The sequence below is a fragment of the Pseudomonadota bacterium genome, from assembly GCA_022572885.1.
Lineage (GTDB): Bacteria > Pseudomonadota > Gammaproteobacteria > Steroidobacterales > MnTg04 > MnTg04.
On sequence record JACZVC010000007.1, the window covers coordinates 90,102 to 104,339 of the forward strand.

Below are 14,238 nucleotides of genomic sequence, written 5' to 3' on the forward strand. Positions count from 1 at the left end.
TCAGTCACCCACCCGCAACAGTTTCATCGAGTTTGTGCCGCCAGATATGCCAATCGCTTCACCCTCGGTAAAAATAACCAAATCGCCCTGCGACACCAGGCCCTGTTCCAGCAGGCGCTCGGACACCTGCTTCCAGACCTTGTCCGTCCGGGTCTGGGTGATATCGAACGATACCGGAAACACGCCCCGGTACAAGTTGACCCTGCGCCGCGTCCGTTGATGACGGGTGAAAGCATAAATCGGTATATCCGATCTGATCCGCGACATCCACAGGGCAGTCTTGCCAGATTCTGTCAGCGCGATAATCGCTTTGACATCGAGGTGATTGGCCGTGTACATGGCCGCCATCGCGATCGCCTCGTCGGTATGTTTGAACGTCGAATCGATTCTATGGCGCGACCGGGTATGCACGAGATGGTGTTTTTCAGCCGCTTCGCAAACCCTCGCCATCGCCGCTATGGCCTTGACCGGATACTTGCCGATTGCCGTTTCACCGGACAGCATCACCGCGTCCGAACCATCCATGACCGCGTTGGCAACATCGGACACTTCGGCACGGGTCGGAATCGGGCTGTTGATCATCGACTCCATCATTTGGGTCGCCGTGATACCGACTCGGTTTTTTTGCCTGGTCATGCGAATAATTCTTTTCTGCAGACCCGGCAGTTCCGCATACCCGACCTCCACACCCAGATCGCCACGGGCGACCATGACCACATCGGCCGCATCGATGATGGACTCAATATTTTCAATCGCTTCCGCACGCTCTATCTTGGCGACGATCTTTCCGTGGCCTCCCGCCTGCTGATACAGCGATTTCGCCTCGTTGACATCAGTCGCATCACGCGGAAACGAGACCGCCAGAAAATCCACGTCCATGTCCACGGCAAGCTTGATGTCGTCACGATCTTTATCCGAAAGCGCCTTGACCGACAGTCCGCCACCAAGGCGATTGATCCCCTTTTTGCTCGACAACACCCCGCCAACCAATACGCGGCTAACGACCCTCGGATGCGCCACTTCGATGACTTCAAGGGTTATTTGCCCATCGTCGAGCAACAGGACATCGCCGGGGCTAAGATCCTGGGAAAGCTGCTCGTAGGTAATCCCGACGACTGTATTGGTGCCGGCATCGGGATCGTATTCGTAATCCAGCGAGAAGTGATCGCCTTCCTTCAGATCGATGCGATCCTCGCTAAAACACTCGATGCGAATCTTTGGGCCACCGAGGTCGCCGAGTACAGTTACCTCACGCCCGGTTTTCGCCGAAGCTTCCCTGATCAGGCGCATTATTCGCGTGTGGTCTTCGGCTTTACCGTGAGAAAAGTTGATCCGCGCGACATCCATGCCGGCCAGGATCATCTGCTCGAGCATCTCGGGCGTGTCGGTCGCCGGCCCCAGTGTCGCGATTATTTTTGTTCGTCTTTGCATGTCGACTCTCGCCCGCGTCCGGGGCCTCCGCTCAGGCGGCTTCCTGCGCGCGCGCCTGTAATACCGCTACGGCAGGCAAAGTCTTGCCCTCAAGAAATTCCAGGAAAGCGCCACCGCCCGTCGAGATATAAGAAATCTGGGCTGTAAGCTTGTATTTCTCCAGCGCGGCCAGCGTATCACCACCACCGGCAATAGAAAACGCCGAGCTTTCGGCGATCGCGTTGGCGAGCGTGCGCGTGCCTTCGCCAAACTGGTCGATCTCGAAAACACCGACCGGGCCGTTCCAGACTATGGTTCCCGCATCACGCACAATGCCGGCCAGGACTTCAGCCGTATCCGGCCCGATATCGAGAATCATCTGATCGTCTTCCACCTGGTCCACTGCACGTACATCCGCTTCTGCCGTATCCGAGAATTCGGTGGCGACCACAACGTCGCTGGGTAGCGGAATACTCGCTCCACGCCGGGCGGCAAATTCAGACACTTCCCGGGCCGCATCCAGCATATCGGGTTCATACAATGACTTGCCTACCGGATGACCCGCAGCCGCGATAAAGGTATTGGCAATACCGCCGCCAAGAACCAACTGGTCAACCTTTTCGGCAAGCGTCTTCAAGATAGTAAGTTTGCTCGAGACCTTGGAACCGCCGACGATGGCAACCAGCGGCCTGGCCGGATTCTCCAGCGCCTGGCTCAGCGCCTGCATTTCTCCAACCAGCAACGGCCCGGCACAAGCGATCGGCGCATACCGCGCAACACCGTGTGTACTCGCGTGGGTGCGGTGAGCGGTGGCAAATGCATCCATGACGAATATATCAGCCAGCGCCGCCATTTTTCTGGACAATTTATCGTCATTGCTTTTTTCGCCGGGATGAAAGCGCACGTTCTCGCATAGCACGACTTCGCCGTCATCGATGCTTAGCCCATCCAGCCAGTCTTTTTCGAGTCTCACTTTCAAACCCAGCATGCTGGACAATCTTTTGGCAACCGGCGCCAGCGAAAACTCTTCCTGATACTCACCCTCCCGTGGACGCCCAAGATGCGATATCAGCATTAGCTTCGCACCGGCGGCAACCGCCATGCGGATGGTCGGCAAGGCAGCGCCGAGACGGGCGTCGCTGGTGACATTACCATCGCTGATCGGCACATTCAGGTCTTCCCGGATCAGCACGCGTTGACCCGCAAGATCCAGTTCACTCATACGTAGAAAATTCACATGTCCTCCGCCACAGGAGATCTATCGGCAATGCGCGGCTCTGCGATCGACCCGCTAGCAGACCGATTATTACTTCGCGTTCATCAGCGCCAGCGTCGTATCCAGCATCCGGTTTGAGAAACCCCACTCGTTGTCATACCAGGCGCAAACTTTTACCAGCCTGCCCTGCATGACCTTGGTCAGGGTCGCGTCATAACTGGACGAAGCCGGGTCGTGATTAAAATCTATTGAAACCAGCGGTCCGTCACTGTACTGCAGCACCCCCTTAAGTTCTCCTTCGCTTGCCTGTTTGAGTATCGAGTTGATTTCTTCGACCGAGGTATCGCGGGTTGCGGTAAACACAAGATCCACGAGCGACACGTTGATGGTCGGCACACGGATCGCAAAGCCGTCCAGCTTCCCTGCCAGTTCCGGAATCACCAGGCCAACCGCGGCGGCGGCCCCGGTCTTTGCCGGAATCATCGACATGGTCGCCGAACGGGCCCTTCGCAGATCCGAGTGATAGACATCGGTCAGGACCTGATCGTTGGTGTAGGCGTGAATGGTGGTCATCAGCCCATGTTCAAGACCGATTTTGTCAAGCAGGGGCTTGACCAGCGGCGCCAGACAGTTGGTCGTGCACGAAGCATTCGAAATGATCTGGTCGCTCGCTTTCAGCGTATCGTGGTTGACGCCATAAACGATTGTCGCATCCACGGATGTGCCGGCGGGCGCCGAGATAATGACTTTTTTTGCACCCGCCGCCAGGTGCGGCGCCGCCTTTTCCTTGGTGGCAAAGAATCCGGTGCTTTCGAGCACAACGTCAACGCCGAGTTCGGCCCATGGCAACTTGCCCGGGTCACGTTCGGCGCAAACACGAATTCGGTCGCCGTTCACTACCATGTGGTCGCCATCCACACTGATCTCACCGGGGAACTTGCCGTGCGCGGTGTCATACCGCGTCAGATGGGCATTGGTATTCGCGTCACCCAGGTCATTGACGGCAACAATGCTGATTTCCCCGTTGCGACCCGATTCGTACAGGGAGCGCAGAATATTGCGGCCAATTCGGCCATAGCCATTAATTGCTACTTTGACAGTCATGTTATTTTCCTTTCTGAATATCTGGCTGCGATCAAAGAATCTCTCGGGCAACCTTGACGATGTTATCCGAGGTGAATCCGAATTTTTCAAATAACAAGCGGGCCGGCGCTGACAAGCCAAACCGGTCCATACCAATAATCCGGCCACTCGGGCCAGCATAACGATGCCAGCAATCGCTGACGCCTGCTTCGATAACTACACGGGCGCTAACTTCGGCAGGCAACACCGAAGCGCGATACGCATCGTCCTGAACCTCGAAAACGTTGGTACTCGGAATCGACACCACCCGTGTGGACACGCCGGATTTTTCCAGTTGCTCGGCCGCCTCCATCGCGACGGCAACCTCGGAACCGGTGGCGATCAAAATTAACGCGGGCGTTCCTGCACAGTCACGCAGGACATAGCCGCCGCGCCGGATATTTTCGATCTGCTTGCCGTCACGTTTCTGGAACGGCAGGCCCTGGCGGGTAAATACCAGGCAGGTCGGCCCGTCCCGCCTTTCGATCGCCGCCTGCCATGCGACGACGGACTCGACGGAGTCGCATGGCCTCCAGACGATCATCCCCGGTATCAGCCGAAGGCTGGCGAGATGTTCTACCGGCTGATGGGTGGGCCCGTCTTCGCCAAGGCCGATCGAGTCGTGGGTGTAAACGAAAATGCTGCGCACTTTCATCAGCGCCGCCATCCGTACGGCGTTGCGTGCATAGTCCGAGAATGTCAGGAAGGTGGCGCCATAGGGAATCAGACCACCGTGCAGCGCCATGCCATTCATCATCGCGGACATGCCGAATTCCCTGACCCCGTAATAAAGGTAGTTGCCGCCGACATCCTCTGCGGTAATCGTCTTCGACCCATCCCAGTAAGTCAGATTGGAGCCGGTCAGATCCGCCGATCCGCCGAGCATTTCCGGCAAGACCGGCGCGAACCCGTTGAGCGCCCGCAACGATGCCTTGCGAGTCGCCATATCGGCGGCTTCGGTGTTTATTTCCTCAACGACGCCGGCAGCGAATTCCTGCCAGTTATCCGGCAGTTCGCCAGCCATGCGCCGCTGGAATTCAGCCCCCAGTTGCGGATGCTTTTGCCGGTAAGCGGCAAACATCTGCTGCCATTGTTCTTCCAGCCTGGCTCCCTTTCCCCTGGCATCCCATCCGGCGCGTATGTCGTTCGGGACTTCGAACGGCGCGTGCGGCCAGCCGATGGTCTCCCTGACCAGCGCAATTTCTTCAGCGCCCAGCGGCGCACCGTGGGTCGCTGCACTGCCCTGCTTGTTTGGCGAACCCCAGCCGATTACCGTTTTACAACAGATCAGACTGGGACTGTCGCTGGCGCGGGCGTCGTCTATGGCCTTCGCCACGGCCACCGGGTCGTGGCCATCGACATCGGCAACCACATGCCAGCCATAGGCCCGGAAACGGGCCGGCGTATCATCGGTAAACCAGCCATCGACCTTGCCGTCGATGGAAATCCCGTTGTCGTCATAGAAAACAATCAACTTGCCGAGGCGCAAGGTACCGGCCAGAGAGCAGGCTTCATGCGAAATGCCCTCCATCAGGCAACCATCACCGGTGAAGGCATAGGTATGGTGATCGACCAGATCGAAGCCGGGCTTGTTGAATTGTGCCGCCAGGACTTTTTCAGCCAGCGCCATGCCGATCGCGTTGGTGATGCCTTGCCCCAGCGGGCCGGTGGTCGTTTCTATACCGAGGTCCCGATCGATTTCCGGGTGGCCGGCGGTATGATAACCGAGCTGGCGGAAATTTTGGATCTGCTCTATATCCAGCGGATACCCACTCAGGTACAAGACCGAATACAAGAGCATCGAGCCATGGCCATTCGACAACACGAAACGATCCCGATTTTCCCAGCGCGGATTAGCCGGGTTGTGCCTGAGGTAATCGTTCCAGAGTACCTCCGCAATGTCGGCCATGCCCATCGGCATGCCCGGGTGCCCGGAATTGGCTTTTTGAACTGCATCCATCGACAGGGCACGAACTGCATTGGCAAGGTCTCTGCGCTGAGGCATTTTTGCTGAATCCTGAGTTGGAAAGCGGCGCATTTTCGCCGATGAGCCGCCGACGGGCAACTGCTGCGTGCCTGCCCTCGCAAATACACTCTTGCCAGGTCCTGCCCAGCGGGCCGAGTCACTTACTGCGCTTTGCCTGAGCTATATTCCGAAAATTGTTCCGCTGCCGGTTCTTCGCTCGGTGGCACCACCAGATATGCAAAATCGCGCGCGACAGACTGGCGGGTGCGGCCTCAGGTCTTCCACTTGATCGAACAGCCCACAGAAGGCGTTTGTTCCCGCGGCCCGTGACTGGTACGCACGATCTGCAGCATCGCATCGAGTAATTCGCGCGGGCTGCCGGCCGGTGGCTCCTCGGTTCGACCGGCATCCAGACGGCCGCGGTACTGTAGTTCCAGGTCCTGGTTGAAGCCAAAAAAATCCGGTGTACAGACCGCCCCGTAGTCACTCGCCGTCTGTTGGCTTTCGTCAAGCAGATAAGGAAAAGGAAAAGCCAGCTCACTGGCCAGACGCTGCATCTCATCCGGCCCATCCTCCGGGTAACGGCTGATATCGTTGCTCATAATGCCAACCGCTGCGACGCCTTCGGGCGCCAGAACCTGCAAGTCCCCGATTATTCGTCGCAACGATGCCTTGACGAACGGGCAATGGTTGCTGAGAAACATGACCAGTGTGGCACGCGAGCCACGGCAATCTTCCAGCGTCCATAGCTTGCCAGCCGGGTCGGGAAGCGCGAAATCGGGCGCCGGCCAGCCAAAATCACAAACAGGCGTTTCCAGGGCAATCATCAGCTGCTCGAAGATAAGGAGTATCTTTTAAAATACTAGCAGGCGGGCCGCCAACAAACGACATAATCCCGGGGCCGCGTGAAACCGGCCGGCCTGCCCGTTATACTTGTGCGTTAGCGCAGCTGAGGATTCAGAGGTTTCAGTAACATGCTGAAAAATTTTCTATTTACTTCGGAATCGGTTTCCGAGGGTCATCCGGACAAGGTAGCGGATCAGATCTCGGACGCCGTCCTGGATGCAATTATTGCGCTAGATCCAAGTGCCAGGGTCGCCTGCGAAACAATGGTCAAAACCGGCATGGCAGTTATCGCCGGCGAGGTCAGCACGGATGCCTGGGTCGACCTGGAAGAGATCACCCGCCAGGTGATCCTCGACATTGGTTACGATAATTCCGAGGTGGGTTTCGATGGGGCGACCTGCGCGGTGATCAATGCGATCGGCAAGCAGTCATCGGATATCAACCAGGGCGTGGACCGTGCGACGCCGGCCGATCAAGGTGCCGGCGACCAGGGCATGATGTTTGGTTATGCGAGCAATGAAACCGAGGTACTGATGCCGGCGCCGATTACTTATGCTCACCGGCTGGTCCAGCGGCAGGCCGAACTGCGCAAGAACGGGACTTTGCCCTGGCTGAGGCCGGATGCAAAAAGCCAGGTATCCATACGCTACGAAGACAACGTACCGGTCGCCGTCGATGCCATCGTCCTGTCAACCCAGCACGACCCGGACATATCGCATGCGGACCTGACGGAAGCGGTTATCGAGGAGATTATTCGCCCGACGCTGCCGGATGGCTGGCTGCACAAGAAAACCCGGATTCACGTTAATCCGACTGGCCGTTTCGTGATCGGTGGCCCGGTCGGTGACTGCGGCCTGACCGGACGAAAAATTATCGTCGATACTTATGGCGGCATGGCCCGGCACGGGGGTGGCGCCTTCTCTGGCAAGGATCCATCGAAGGTCGACCGTTCGGCTGCTTATGCCGGCCGTTATGTTGCCAAAAATATCGTCGCCGCCGGTCTGGCCGATCGCTGCGAGATCCAGATTTCCTACGCCATCGGTGTCGCGGAGCCCACCTCGATCAGCATCGATTCCTTTGGCACCGGCAAGGTTTCGGAGGAGCGGTTGATTCAGCTAGTACGCCAGCATTTTGACCTGACGCCTTTCGCCATCCTGGAAATGCTCGACTTATTGCGGCCGATCTACAAAGCTACCGCCGCTTATGGCCATTTCGGTCGAGAGGAAGCTGATTTTTCCTGGGAACGCACGGACAAAGCCGAATTACTGAAAATGGAAGCCGCGGCCTGAGCGGTTCATCGATCACATGAACGTGAGAAAAAGACCATGACCATTGAAACTGCCACAGCCTTGCCGGCCGACTACGAGGTTGCCGATATGAGCCTTGCCGAGTGGGGGCGCAAGGAAATGGCGATAGCCGAGACGGAAATGCCAGGATTGATGGCGCTGCGCGAAAAGTATGCCAGCGAAAAGCCATTGAAAGGCGCCAGGATTGCCGGCTCACTGCACATGACCATTCAGACCGCGATGCTGATTGAAACATTGACCGCGCTCGGCGCGGAAGTTCGCTGGGCCTCGTGCAATATTTATTCGACCCAGGATCATGCCGCTGCGGCGATAGCCGCCACCGGGGTCCCGGTATTCGCCTTCAAGGACGAGTCGCTGGAGGAGTACTGGAATTTTACGCACAAGATCATGGAATGGCACGACGGCGGTACCCCGAACATGATTCTCGATGACGGCGGCGACGCAACCATGCTGGTGATGCTTGGCAGCAAAGCAGAACAGGATAAATCCGTGCTCGATAACCCCGGCAGTGAAGAAGAGCAATTTCTTTTCGCAGCGATTCGCAAGCGCCTGGAAAAACACCCGGGCTGGTATTCGAACATCCAGAAAAACCTCAAGGGCGTCACCGAAGAAACGACCACCGGAGTCAACCGTCTGTACCAGCTGGAAAAAGCCGGCGAGCTGCCGTTCCCGGCCATCAACGTCAACGATTCGGTCACCAAGGCGAAATTTGACAACCTGTACGGTTGCCGCGAGTCGCTGGTCGACGGCATCAAGCGCGCGACCGATGTGATGGTAGCCGGCAAGACCGCGGTGATTGCGGGCTATGGCGATGTCGGCAAGGGATGCGCGCAGTCGCTGAAAGGCCTCGGGGCAACCGTTTGGGTTACCGAGATTGACCCGATTTGCGCCTTGCAGGCCGGGATGGAGGGGTTCCGCGTCGTCACCATGGATTACGCCTGCGACAAGGCCGATATTTTCGTTTCCGCGACGGGAAATTACCTGGTGATCAGCCATGAGCACATGAAAAAAATGAAGCACCAGGCCATCGTTTGCAATATCGGGCATTTCGACAATGAAATTGACGTCGCCGCGCTAAAGCAATACGAGTGGGACAACATCAAGCCGCAGGTCGACCATGTGATTTTCCCGGACGGCAAGCGAATCATTCTGCTCGCGGAAGGTCGCCTGGTGAATCTTGGCTGCGCAACCGGCCATCCGAGTTTCGTGATGTCCAATTCCTTTTCCAACCAGGTGCTGGCGCAGATGGAACTCTGGAACAAGCCTGAGCAGTATGGCAACGAGGTCTACGTCCTGCCCAAGCACCTGGATGAAGAAGTTGCCCGGTTGCACCTGGACAGGATTGGCGCCACGCTCACCAAACTGACCCCGGAACAAGCTGAATATATCGGCGTAACCGTCGACGGCCCATACAAACCCGCGCATTATCGTTACTAAACGGATCGAATGCTGACCGCGATTTTCCTGTTTGTACTCGGGTCGATCGGACTGCTGATTTTTGAAGAATACCTGCACAATCACCCATCGCTCAGCAACCTTGGGACCTGGCTGAGCGAACACCTGTACATCCCCATGCTCAGGGCCGCCCTGGCTCTGGTTTTTGTGGCCGCCGCCTACCCGGCGCTGTTTGGGCTGCAAGATGCCCCAGCGATCGATAGCTTGCTGAGCGCCGGACATTATCGGCTCGACTGGTGGATCAACGGCGTCTTGCTGGTCAGCCTCGCGCTGCCGGCCGTACCCGGGCTGGGCCGGATTCCGGGGATCGTCCTGACCCTCCAGGGCATGGTCGCCAGCGCGATGTTGTTCGGTTGGCTTGCACAGGATTTGGGTTTGACACAGTACTGGTTGTTGCCGGGCTGGAGGCTGCTCGCAAAAATCCTGTTGATCACGGGCACAGCGGGTCTGCTGTCCTGGATGGCTGGATATTATCTTCAGCTTGCACGCAAGCGGCTGGTCGCCGAGAGCCTGCGCCTGTTCGCTCAAATGCCGGCGCTGATTATTTTTGGCAGCGCACTGGGACGGCAGCTGGACGGACTATAGGCAACTGGCGTTGTCCAGTACAAAGCACCGGCCACGCACATGCCGCCGGCGAGTCAGGCCGGGAGTATATCGGGATGTTTTGCTGCCTGGAGCAGCAGGCCGGATCCTTTTATTTTTTGGATATCAGGATCCGGCCACGCAAGCTTGGCCTTATTCGGCGGGCATTACGTTTTCGGCCTGGGGCCCTTTTGCGCCCATGGTCACTTCCATCGTGACTTTCTGGCCTTCGTGTAATGATTTGCGACCACTACCAGCGATGGCGCTGTAGTGAACGAAAACGTCTTTACCGCTTTCCTGTTCAATAAATCCAAAACCCTTTTCATCATTGAACCACTTGACGGTACCTTCTACTTGTTCAGACATAACTCTCTCTTACTTTTAAATTTCCGATAAATCGGAGTTACAAACTACCAACCCCATAAAGAATTGGCCTAAAACCTGTCACGCTTGCCTGGCTGGGGATTCCTCAGCGATTAGGCATCGGCGACGCCAGCTGAGCTACGTTCCTGAGGTGGCGGCGATTGTACACCACGAATCGACGCTATTGCGACAAATTTTTGATCGCCGCCTGCGTACCCAGGGTCGCGGCCAGTAATTTGCTGGTTTCTATCTCAAAAACGCTGTGCGCATCGCCGGCCGCCGCCCAGACGGTGGCATGTGCAAACAGATCATCATCGAGGTAGGTATCGATCATCCGGCCATGCCCCAGCGGGGGCACGCCGCCAATTGCGTATCCGGTGGCATCTATGACAAATTCCGCATCCGCCTTGCCCAGCGCCTCACCATGTACTTCGCCGAGTTTTTCGAGGCATACGGTATTGTTGCCGCTGACCAGCGCCAGTACCGGCGTGTCACTGCTCAGCCCCCTGAAAATGATCGACTTGACGATCCGGCCCTGCTCGCAGCCTATCGCCGATGCCGCATCCTGGGCCGACCGAGTGGTATCGGCCAGGGTGATTACGCGGCATTCCAGCCCCAGGTCCAGCAACGCCGCACTGAATTTTTGCAAGCCCGAAGCGGACATTCAGATTTGCCGTCCCTGGTTGATACTGCTCCCGCCCTTTTCACCAACCATTCGTCCGCTTCCCTTTGCTTACCGGCCCACAGGATTCCAAGGCATCCTGGACGCGTCTATGAGTTCGCGCTTGTCGCCAGCGGCCATGGCTTTGATTTTTATCTCTCGCCTCAACGCGGCACCGTGGTCACCGACTTCTTCCCGGAAAACAAGCTTGACCGGCAGCCTCGAGCGTGTGTATTTAGCGCCCACGCCGTCATTATGGCTGGCCAGACGGCCATCGACGTCTTTTGCAACGCCCGTATAGAGCGTTCCATCGGCGCAGCGAACGATATAAACCGACCATATTGGATGCGAAGCCGGTTGCCCGTCTTCCCAGGCCTCACCCATCCGGCATTCATCGATGCCCGATTGCTCATGCATGGCGAAACTGAATGTTTCGGCTCATAAAACCCTCCATCGCCTGTACTTTGGCAGCGCCGGTAAGGCCATTCCGGGTCGGCCCGGCGGCTACCGCCTCGGCGACATGCGGGCCAAGGTCCGGATCGACATTGCGTCTTTTAATGTAAACTGATGCCCAAGTTTCCGCAAACCCCGTGCCGCTTCCCGGACGATGGCGGCGAGCCAGGAATCCGATGATGACCAAAATCGCTCTAATCCAGCAGCCCGCATCGGGTAGCCGCGGAGAAAACATCAATAAAGGCATTGCCGCGACTCGCGAAGCGGCGGAAAACGGTGCGGCGCTGGTTTGTTTTTCCGAGCTTGCTTTCGACCGGTTTTATCCGGCGCAACCGGCAGGTCCGGATCGGGACAAGCTGGCTGAAACCATCCCGGGTCCGACCACGGAGATGTTCACCGCCCTGGCCCGCGAACTGAAAGTCATCGTCGTGCTCAATTTTCTCGAAATGGATGGCGGCAAGACCTTTGACAGCTCGCCGGTCATCGACGCCGATGGCGCCATCCTGGGCAGCACACGCATGGTGCACGTGCCCGACTATCCCTGCTTCCATGAAAAAAGCTATTACACGCCGGGTGATCGCGGTGCCGCCGTCTATGACACGGCCATCGGCAGAATCGGCGTCGCGATCTGTTATGACCGGCATTACCCCGAATATATGAGAGCGCTCGCTGTAGCCGGCGCCGAGCTTGTTCTGACGCCGCAAGCCGGCGCTGCGGACGAATGGCCCGCTGGATTGTTCGAAGCGGAAATGCGGGTGGCGGCCTTTCAGAACGGTTTTTTTACCGCCTTGTGCAATCGCGTCGGCAAAGAACCGACGATGGATTTTGCCGGCGAATCTTTCGTCTGCAACCCGGCAGGCGTGGTTATTGCCAGGGCCGGCCTGGGCAGCGATGAAATACTGTACGCCGACCTGGATTTTTCCCAAGTCGCTTTGTCGCACGCAAGAAAACTGTTTCTGGCCGACCGGCGGCCCGCTTTGTACCGCGACTGGGTGGATCCCTAGCCCGGATTATTCATAGGCGACAAGGCCTACGATAGCGATCCACTGGATGATCTGTGTCAGTGTCTGGGGGTAACCCTGATTGCGCCACATAAATCCAACCGTAAGAAACCAAAGAGCCAAGACGGTCGAGCGTTGCGAGGTTACAAACGGCGTTGGAAAGTTGAACGCCTATTTGCATGGTTACAAAACTATCGCAGGCTTGTCACTCGATTCGAATATTATGCTGAAAACTTCCTTGCCTTTCTCAAACTCGCCGCTTTCATGATCTTGGCTAAAAAGTATTTATGAGATGGCTTCTAGTAATTAAATCGGGAAACTAAGTCTCCGATGGGAATCTAGGCGCCTATTCCAGTTGAATCTGGATGGCCGAGAGTCGCTGGCCAGAGATGCCTTCGAAGGGTTCTATGCAGCGCGTCTGAAATTCCGGATGCCTGACGCAAAGCTCGAGGGATGAAGCTGGATTGACATTGTCGAGCTCGAAGTATCCTGTCGCATCACTTTGAGCGCTGCCTCGAAGGACGAGGCGCAAGTCGCGAGCGTACTGCTCATCACCCGCTGCCATTAAAACGAGTGACTGCTCAACAGGCTCCACGTGTACCCACGCGCCCGCAACCGGTATCCCGGCGGGATCGATCACGGTTCCACTCACTCGAACAGCCGGATCCAACGCCAGGTCGAGCCTGCGTACCTGGGATCCAGCCGGAACGTCGATGCCATCCAAAATGCGCAAAGCGAAACCCTCCGCGCGGACGGTGAGCTGATCGATTTCCTTCTCCAGGAGGCCGCCTATACGGTACCACCCATCCCGATCGGTCTGGCTCAACAGACGCCGTTTGGCGCCCTTGCCAACGGCCACGATGGCGTCAGAAATCGCACTGCCGGTCAGCGAAGAAAAAACCCGCCCTTCCACGCGCACACCCGATTCCAGCACCACGGTTAGCTGTGTGGCGCCCTGTCCGACGGCGACGTTTTCCAGGCGACGGGGCAGCAGGTCGGCGGCCACGACGCTGAGGTCGTAAACCTTCTCCTCCAGGGTGTCGAACCGGAAACGGCCCTGCGTGTCCGTTTCGACCGCACCTATGGCACGGTTCAGGGAAATGGGCTGATACGGCTGTTCCCGGGCTCTCTGGACCTGCCGGGCATACCAGTTCTGCAACTCCTCATTACGGCCTTCCCGGATCAGAAACTGTTCCCTGGCGACACGTGCGTGCTCGCGCCGCTCATGCAACACTTCATTCGACACCGTGTTCGGGACCACGGCGACCAGTGCTCCCGGGACCGGACTACCCTCGAGATCAATGACCCTTCCTAACAGGAAGAACCCCGATGCCAGTCGCAGCTCGATGGTCGTGACCCGGTTGTCTTGCCTGATCTCTCCCAGTGCCACACCTGGCGTGAAGCCTCCTTTTTGGGCCAGCAGTCCATAGGCGCCGGCCCGCAAGCCCTCGAATTGAAACTTGCCCTCGTCGTCGCTCGTGCGCCTGGCGACGGGTACGCTAAAGGCAGTCTGGAGCAGGGAAACCGGTTCCGCGAACCGGTGCTTCACTCCCTCACCCAGCCAGAGGGCCAGCTCTGCGCCGGGAACCGGCCGACCCCGCTGGTCGAGCACAATGCCCGTCAGGCGCCGACCGGGTGAGAGCCTCACTTGAACATCCCGACTGCCGGCCACAATGTCCCTGAGCGCCAGCGGCGCAAAACCCTGAGCGCCCGCCTTTAGTTGGAATTCGCCCGGATACACGCCGAGTCGAAAATAGCCTCCGGCGTCACTGCGAGTCTGATCGATCAGCTCGGCTTCACCCGACCAGTTACCGCGTCCCTCGTCGCCCTGGGTGAGCACTTCTATCTCTGCTCCC

15 protein-coding genes are annotated in these 14,238 nt (G+C 57.7%); 6 read left to right on the forward strand and 9 right to left on the reverse strand.

Going from position 1 to position 14,238, the window contains the following annotated elements:
* The 5 genes from pyk to IIA05_04205 all read right to left on the reverse strand — a co-directional run bounded on the left by pyk (position 1) and on the right by IIA05_04205 (position 6,541).
* Positions 1 to 1,431 carry a pyruvate kinase gene (gene pyk / locus IIA05_04185; GenBank protein MCH9026303.1) on the reverse strand — a complete coding sequence of 477 codons (1,431 nt, stop codon included), beginning with the start codon at positions 1,429 to 1,431 and terminating at the stop codon, positions 1 to 3.
* 31 nt (positions 1,432 to 1,462) lie between these two features.
* Entirely contained in the window at positions 1,463 to 2,647 is a 1,185-nt protein-coding gene (locus tag IIA05_04190) for a phosphoglycerate kinase (GenBank protein MCH9026304.1), read from the reverse strand.
* Positions 2,648 to 2,716: 69 nt separating this feature from the next.
* Positions 2,717 to 3,730 (reverse strand): type I glyceraldehyde-3-phosphate dehydrogenase, encoded by a 1,014-nt coding sequence (gap, locus tag IIA05_04195; GenBank protein ID MCH9026305.1) that lies wholly within the window; start codon positions 3,728 to 3,730, stop codon positions 2,717 to 2,719.
* Between the two features lie 31 nt (positions 3,731 to 3,761).
* Positions 3,762 to 5,753, reverse strand: coding sequence for a transketolase (gene tkt, locus IIA05_04200; protein ID MCH9026306.1), 1,992 nt, complete (start codon positions 5,751 to 5,753; stop codon positions 3,762 to 3,764).
* Between the two features lie 233 nt (positions 5,754 to 5,986).
* Entirely contained in the window at positions 5,987 to 6,541 is a 555-nt protein-coding gene (locus IIA05_04205) for a thioredoxin family protein (GenBank protein ID MCH9026307.1), read from the reverse strand.
* Between the two features lie 147 nt (positions 6,542 to 6,688).
* Here IIA05_04205 and IIA05_04210 point away from each other — a divergent pair, with 147 nt between their 5' ends.
* The 3 genes from IIA05_04210 to IIA05_04220 are packed head-to-tail and all read left to right on the forward strand — an operon-like array spanning position 6,689 to position 9,907.
* The gene (locus IIA05_04210; protein MCH9026308.1) at positions 6,689 to 7,849 is read left to right on the forward strand and encodes a methionine adenosyltransferase; all 1,161 of its coding nucleotides are present in this window, start codon (positions 6,689 to 6,691) and stop codon (positions 7,847 to 7,849) included.
* Between the two features lie 36 nt (positions 7,850 to 7,885).
* Entirely contained in the window at positions 7,886 to 9,304 is a 1,419-nt protein-coding gene (locus tag IIA05_04215; GenBank protein MCH9026309.1) for an adenosylhomocysteinase, read from the forward strand.
* Between the two features lie 9 nt (positions 9,305 to 9,313).
* Positions 9,314 to 9,907, forward strand: coding sequence for a hypothetical protein (locus tag IIA05_04220; protein MCH9026310.1), 594 nt, complete (start codon positions 9,314 to 9,316; stop codon positions 9,905 to 9,907).
* A 150-nt stretch (positions 9,908 to 10,057) separates the two neighbouring features.
* Here IIA05_04220 and IIA05_04225 read toward each other — a convergent pair whose 3' ends face one another.
* The 3 genes from IIA05_04225 to IIA05_04235 all read right to left on the reverse strand — a co-directional run bounded on the left by IIA05_04225 (position 10,058) and on the right by IIA05_04235 (position 11,312).
* Entirely contained in the window at positions 10,058 to 10,270 is a 213-nt protein-coding gene (locus IIA05_04225) for a cold-shock protein (protein MCH9026311.1), read from the reverse strand.
* 178 nt (positions 10,271 to 10,448) lie between these two features.
* Complete coding sequence (locus IIA05_04230; protein MCH9026312.1) at positions 10,449 to 10,931, reverse strand: YbaK/EbsC family protein; 483 nt, start codon at positions 10,929 to 10,931, stop codon at positions 10,449 to 10,451.
* 69 nt (positions 10,932 to 11,000) lie between these two features.
* Entirely contained in the window at positions 11,001 to 11,312 is a 312-nt protein-coding gene (locus IIA05_04235; GenBank protein ID MCH9026313.1) for a GIY-YIG nuclease family protein, read from the reverse strand.
* A gap of 31 nt (positions 11,313 to 11,343) precedes the next feature.
* Here IIA05_04235 and IIA05_04240 point away from each other — a divergent pair, with 31 nt between their 5' ends.
* The 3 genes from IIA05_04240 to IIA05_04250 all read left to right on the forward strand — a co-directional run bounded on the left by IIA05_04240 (position 11,344) and on the right by IIA05_04250 (position 12,673).
* On the forward strand, positions 11,344 to 11,496 hold the full coding sequence (locus tag IIA05_04240) for a hypothetical protein (GenBank protein ID MCH9026314.1): 153 nt from the start codon (positions 11,344 to 11,346) through the stop codon (positions 11,494 to 11,496).
* A gap of 64 nt (positions 11,497 to 11,560) precedes the next feature.
* A complete protein-coding gene (locus IIA05_04245; GenBank protein MCH9026315.1) occupies positions 11,561 to 12,385 on the forward strand; it encodes a carbon-nitrogen hydrolase family protein in 825 nt (274 codons plus the stop codon).
* A gap of 12 nt (positions 12,386 to 12,397) precedes the next feature.
* Positions 12,398 to 12,673, forward strand: a complete 276-nt coding sequence (locus tag IIA05_04250; protein ID MCH9026316.1) for a transposase — start codon at positions 12,398 to 12,400, stop codon at positions 12,671 to 12,673.
* Positions 12,674 to 12,728: 55 nt separating this feature from the next.
* Here the strand turns inward: IIA05_04250 and IIA05_04255 are convergent.
* On the reverse strand, positions 12,729 to 14,238 hold a 1,510-nt coding region (locus IIA05_04255; protein ID MCH9026317.1), incomplete at its 5' end, for a carboxypeptidase regulatory-like domain-containing protein.

Excerpts from the sequence above, each read along its gene's own strand:
- IIA05_04220 (MCH9026310.1), top strand. The coding sequence starts at position 9,314 with ATGCTGACCGCGATTTTCCTGTTTGTACTCGGGTCGATCGGACTGCTG.
- IIA05_04240 (MCH9026314.1), top strand. The coding sequence starts at position 11,344 with ATGGCGAAACTGAATGTTTCGGCTCATAAAACCCTCCATCGCCTGTAC.
- IIA05_04225 (MCH9026311.1), bottom strand. The coding sequence starts at position 10,270 with ATGTCTGAACAAGTAGAAGGTACCGTCAAGTGGTTCAATGATGAAAAG.
- IIA05_04245 (MCH9026315.1), top strand. The coding sequence starts at position 11,561 with ATGACCAAAATCGCTCTAATCCAGCAGCCCGCATCGGGTAGCCGCGGA.
- tkt (MCH9026306.1), bottom strand. The coding sequence starts at position 5,753 with ATGCCTCAGCGCAGAGACCTTGCCAATGCAGTTCGTGCCCTGTCGATG.
- IIA05_04205 (MCH9026307.1), bottom strand. The coding sequence starts at position 6,541 with ATGATTGCCCTGGAAACGCCTGTTTGTGATTTTGGCTGGCCGGCGCCC.
- IIA05_04215 (MCH9026309.1), top strand. The coding sequence starts at position 7,886 with ATGACCATTGAAACTGCCACAGCCTTGCCGGCCGACTACGAGGTTGCC.
- pyk (MCH9026303.1), bottom strand. The coding sequence starts at position 1,431 with ATGCAAAGACGAACAAAAATAATCGCGACACTGGGGCCGGCGACCGAC.
- IIA05_04230 (MCH9026312.1), bottom strand. The coding sequence starts at position 10,931 with ATGTCCGCTTCGGGCTTGCAAAAATTCAGTGCGGCGTTGCTGGACCTG.
- gap (MCH9026305.1), bottom strand. The coding sequence starts at position 3,730 with ATGACTGTCAAAGTAGCAATTAATGGCTATGGCCGAATTGGCCGCAAT.
- IIA05_04235 (MCH9026313.1), bottom strand. The coding sequence starts at position 11,312 with ATGGGTGAGGCCTGGGAAGACGGGCAACCGGCTTCGCATCCAATATGG.
- IIA05_04210 (MCH9026308.1), top strand. The coding sequence starts at position 6,689 with ATGCTGAAAAATTTTCTATTTACTTCGGAATCGGTTTCCGAGGGTCAT.